This is a genomic window from Nocardioides sp., assembly GCF_034670285.1.
GTDB lineage: Bacteria > Actinomycetota > Actinomycetes > Propionibacteriales > Nocardioidaceae > Nocardioides.
Genome location: NZ_JAXMNS010000330.1, coordinates 1 through 4,364, shown reverse-complemented (window position 1 = coordinate 4,364; position 4,364 = coordinate 1). Strand labels below are relative to the sequence as shown.

The following is a 4,364-nucleotide window of genomic DNA, read 5'->3' as shown; positions in this document are numbered from 1 at the left end:
ATCTGTTCGACGCACGACTACGCTGCTCCGCATGGACTTCCAGACCACTCTCTTCGAGGCACCGGCCGAGAGCATCGGTGACCTGACTCGGCTCGAGCGCCGCGACCTCGGCCAGGGGGCCTGGATCGACGTGGCACGCAACTGGCTCGCCGCGCCCGACGACGTCTTCACGACCCTCGTCGAGGAGGTGCCATGGAAGGCGGAGCGACGCAAGATGTACGACCGCCTGGTCGACGTGCCGCGGCTGCTGCACACCTTCATGATCGGCGAGGACCTCCCGCACCCGCTGCTCACCGTGGCCCGCGACGCGCTCAGCGCCCACTACGCCGACGAGCTCGGGGAGCCCTTCCGCACCGCGGGGTGCTGCTACTACCGCGACGGTCGCGACTCGGTGGCCTGGCACGGCGACACGATCGGTCGTGGCTCGACCCAGGACACGATGGTCGCGATCGTCTCCCTCGGCGACCCACGACGTCTGCACCTGCGCCCGCGCTCGGGGGGCGACGCCGTGGTGGTCGAGATGGGTCATGGCGACCTCGTCGTCATGGGGGGCTCGTGCCAGCGCACGTGGGAGCACGCGGTGCCCAAGGTCGCCCACGCCGGGCCGCGCATCTCGGTGCAGTTCCGGCCCTTCAACGTTTTCTAGGGTGTAGCCAACGGCGGCCGACGCGAGTTGGGTGGACCCATGAGCGACTCGAGCACCACCGACCGCACCACCGACCGCACCGCCACCGGGACCGCCGACGGGATCGCCACCGGGACCGCCACGGTCGGACTCACCGGACTTGCCGTGATGGGCCGCAACCTGGCCCGCAACATCGCCCGCCAGGGCCACGCGATCGCCGTCCACAACCGCAGCCCCGAGAAGACGACGGCGTTGGTGGAGGAGTTCGGCGAGGAGGGCACGTTCGTCGCGACCGAGTCGCTGGCGGACTTCGTCGCCGCGATCGAGCGTCCGCGCGTGGTCCTGGTCATGGTCAAGGCAGGCGATGCCACCGACGCGGTGATCGACGACCTCGTGCCCCTGCTCGACGCCGACGACATCGTCGTCGACTGCGGCAACGCCCACTTCACCGACACGATGCGACGCACCGACGCCCTTGCCGAGCACGGCCTGCACTTCGTCGGCACCGGCGTCTCCGGCGGCGAGGTCGGCGCGCTCGAAGGTCCTTCGATCATGGTCGGCGGCAGCGACGAGGCCTACGAGCGGCTCGGGCCGATCCTCGAGTCCGTCGCCGCGGTGGTCGACGGCGAGCCCTGCTGCGCCCACGTGGGCGAGGGCGGTGCCGGCCACTTCGTGAAGATGGTCCACAACGGCATCGAGTACGCCGACATGCAGCTGATCGCGGAGGCCTACGACCTGCTCCGCTCGGCCGCCGGGCTCGAGCCCGCTGCCATCGCCGACGTCTTCGCCGGCTGGAACGACGGCGAGCTGGAGTCGTTCCTCATCGAGATGACCGCCGACGTCCTGCGCCACGCCGACGCAGAGACGGGCACGCCGTTCGTGGACGTCGTCGCCGACGCCGCGGCTCAGAAGGGCACCGGTCGGTGGACGGTGCAGTGCGCCCTCGACCTCGGCGTGCCCATCACCGGCATCGCCGAGGCGACGTTCGCACGCAGCCTGTCGGGCCACACCAAGCAACGCGCGGCAGCACGCGAGATGTTCTCGACGACCCCCGAGGGAGACCGCGTCGAGGTGGACGTCGACGTCTTCGTCGACGACCTCGGCGCGGCGCTCTACGCCTCGAAGGTCGTCGCCTACGCGCAGGGTTTCGACCAGATCGCTGCCGGGGCCGAGGAGCACGGCTGGGACATCGACCTCGGCGAGGTGGCCAAGATCTGGCGCGACGGCTGCATCATCCGTGCGCGCTTCCTCGGCCGGATCACCGAGGCGTACGCCGACGAGCCCGACCTCACCACCCTGCTGACCACGCCGTTCTTCGCCGACGCGGTCACGGACGGCGTCGACGCCTGGCGCCGCGTGGTCACCACCGCCGTACAGGGCGGCATCCCGACGCCGGCGTTCTCGTCATCCCTGGCCTACTTCGACGGCCTGCGCCGCGAACGGTTGCCCGCCGCACTCATCCAGGCGTTGCGCGACAACTTCGGCGCCCACACCTACAAGCGGGTCGACCGATCCGGCACGTTCCACACCGCGTGGTCCGGTGACCTCAGCGAGAGCGAGCAGTAGCCCACGCCCACGACGCGTGGACGTACAGCGTCACGCTGCCCGGTGGTCCAGACCGGAACAAGGCCCTGAGAAGATCGGCGCCTCATGAGCATCTCCCCCGTCGCCGGGCCCCGCACCAGCCTCCGGTCCTTCTGGCACGACCTCCCCCGCGAAGGTCGGCTGCTGCTGTCGATCGTGGTCGTGGAGTTCCTCGGCACCGGTCTCGTCCTGCCGTTCCACGTCGTCTACCTCAACGAGGTGCGCGGCTTCGCGCTCAGCGACGTCGGGCTCCTGCTCGCCCTGCCTCCGCTCGCCGGCTTCCTGCTGACCGGCCCGGGCGGCGTGCTCATCGACCGCTTCGGCGCCCGGGTGATGCTGGTGGGCACGCAGGTGCTCCTCATCGCGGGCAACCTCACCCTGGTCGTGGCCGACACGATCCCGATCGCGGCTGTCGGCCTGGCCCTCAGCGGGGTGGCGTTCGGCATCGCCTGGCCGGCCGTGCAGAGCCTGATCGCCGCGATCGTCCCGACCGAGCACCGCCAGCGCTACTTCGGCATCAACTTCGCGCTGCTCAACCTCGGCATCGGGATCGGCGGGATCACCGGTGGCTTCCTGGTCGACATCGACCGCACGATCACCTTCCAGGCGATCTACGCCATCGACGCAGCCAGCTATGTGCCCGCGCTGATCCTGCTGCTCGGGCCGCTGCGCCACGTCGCCGGGCGCCCGGTGCACGACCCGGAGGTCGTCGTCGAGCAGGTCTCCTACCTCGCCGTGCTGCGTCGTCCCGCGGTGGCTCCGGTGATGGTGCTCGGCTTCGTGGCGGCCTTCGTCGGCTACGCCCAGCTCAACACCGGGATGCCCGCCTACGCCCGCGCGATCGGCGACGTCTCCACCCGTGGTCTCGGCTTCGCCTTCGCCGCCAACACCGCCGTGATCGTGGTGCTCCAGCTGTTCGTGCTCGGTCGCATCGAGGGTCTGCGACGCACCCGCGTCATCGCCGCGATGGGCCTGGTGTGGGCAGCGGCCTGGTTGTTCCTCGGGGCCAGCGGCCTGGTCTCCGGCACGGTCGGAGCCACCCTGCTCGTCGCCGGCTGCGCCTCGGTGTTCGGCATCGGCGAGACCCTGCTCCAGCCCACGATCCCCGCGCTGGTCAACGACCTGGCGCCCGACCACCTGCGAGGGCGTTACAACGCGCTCAGCTCGGCGTCCTTCAGCCTGCCCGGCATCATCGCCCCGGTCACGGCCGGCTTCCTGATCGGCCACGGGCTTGCGGGGGTCTACATCGGCATGCTGGTGGTCGGCTCGCTGGCCGTCGGGGCGATCGCGATCTGGTGGGTCGAGCCGCACCTGCCGCCCGAGGTCAACGGCATCCGGCTGGCGGAGCCCGAGGCGCACCCGGTCGACGGCCCCGTCGCGATCTGAGTCAGCCGCGCCTGCGCAGCCCCCGCACCACCCGACCCACGAGCGCGACGGCGACCAGCCCCGCGAGCGCCTGCTTCCAGTAGCCCTTCAGCAGCACGGGCAGCACGGCTGCGCCGAGGTCGAGAGCATCGTCCTGCCCCTGGGGAGGGGCCCCCTTCGGGGCAGCCGCCGCCACCGTTGCGGCAGCTGCAGGGGCAGCCACCTCGGTGGTCGCGGCGGCTGCCTCGGCGGTCGGAGTCGGTACGGCGTCGCCCACACCTGTGGTGTCGGCGGCGCCCTCCGGCTCACCCGAGAGCCGCTGCTCCAGGCAGGAGACGAACTGCCCCAGGAGCTTGTCCGAGACGTCCTGCATCACCCCGCGGCCGAACTGGGCCGGCTTGCCGGTGATCGCGAGATCGGTGACCACCTCCACCTCGGTGGAGCCGTCGGGGGTGCCGGTCATCGACAGGAGCACCTTGGCGCCCGCCGTCCCGTTGCCACGCTTGTCCTTGCCCTTCGCCTCGACCTGGAAGGTGTGCGACTCCTCGTCCTTGTCGACGAACGTGCCGGAGCCGTTGTAGACCAGGGCGATCGGGCCCAGCTTGACCTTGACCGAGCCCGAGAACGACGTGTCGTCGGAGTCGGTCAGGGTCGCGCCGGGGAAGCACTCGGCCAGGGCCGCGAGGTCCTGGAAGTGCGTCCACGTCTCCTCGACGCCGGTCGGGACGGTGAAGCGGTGCTCGAGATCCACGGGCGCCCCTCGGACGGAGACGACGCGCTCGTCATGGCC

Annotated in this window: 4 protein-coding genes; 3 read left to right on the top strand and 1 reads right to left on the bottom strand. The window is 70.9% G+C overall.

Features of this window, described 5'->3' with window-relative positions; all coding sequences use genetic code 11:
- The first annotated feature begins 31 nt into the window (after window positions 1-31).
- The 3 genes from VOI19_RS15100 to VOI19_RS15090 all read left to right on the top strand — a co-directional run bounded on the left by VOI19_RS15100 (window position 32) and on the right by VOI19_RS15090 (window position 3,595).
- On the top strand, window positions 32-646 hold the full coding sequence (locus VOI19_RS15100; RefSeq protein ID WP_323793790.1) for an alpha-ketoglutarate-dependent dioxygenase AlkB: 615 nt from the start codon (window positions 32-34) through the stop codon (window positions 644-646).
- 39 nt (window positions 647-685) lie between these two features.
- Window positions 686-2,191: an NADP-dependent phosphogluconate dehydrogenase gene (gndA, locus tag VOI19_RS15095; protein ID WP_323793789.1), complete on the top strand. Its 1,506-nt coding sequence runs from the start codon at window positions 686-688 to the stop codon at window positions 2,189-2,191.
- 84 nt (window positions 2,192-2,275) lie between these two features.
- On the top strand, window positions 2,276-3,595 hold the full coding sequence (locus tag VOI19_RS15090) for an MFS transporter (protein ID WP_323793788.1): 1,320 nt from the start codon (window positions 2,276-2,278) through the stop codon (window positions 3,593-3,595).
- A 1-nt stretch (window position 3,596) separates the two neighbouring features.
- Here the strand turns inward: VOI19_RS15090 and VOI19_RS15085 are convergent.
- On the bottom strand, window positions 3,597-4,364 hold a 768-nt coding region (locus VOI19_RS15085), incomplete at its 5' end, for an SRPBCC family protein (RefSeq protein WP_323793787.1).

What these genes read in the sequence shown, in the direction of transcription:
- VOI19_RS15100 (WP_323793790.1), top strand. Translation starts at nt 32, where the DNA reads ATGGACTTCCAGACCACTCTCTTCGAGGCACCGGCCGAGAGCATCGGT.
- gndA (WP_323793789.1), top strand. Translation starts at nt 686, where the DNA reads ATGAGCGACTCGAGCACCACCGACCGCACCACCGACCGCACCGCCACC.
- VOI19_RS15090 (WP_323793788.1), top strand. Translation starts at nt 2,276, where the DNA reads ATGAGCATCTCCCCCGTCGCCGGGCCCCGCACCAGCCTCCGGTCCTTC.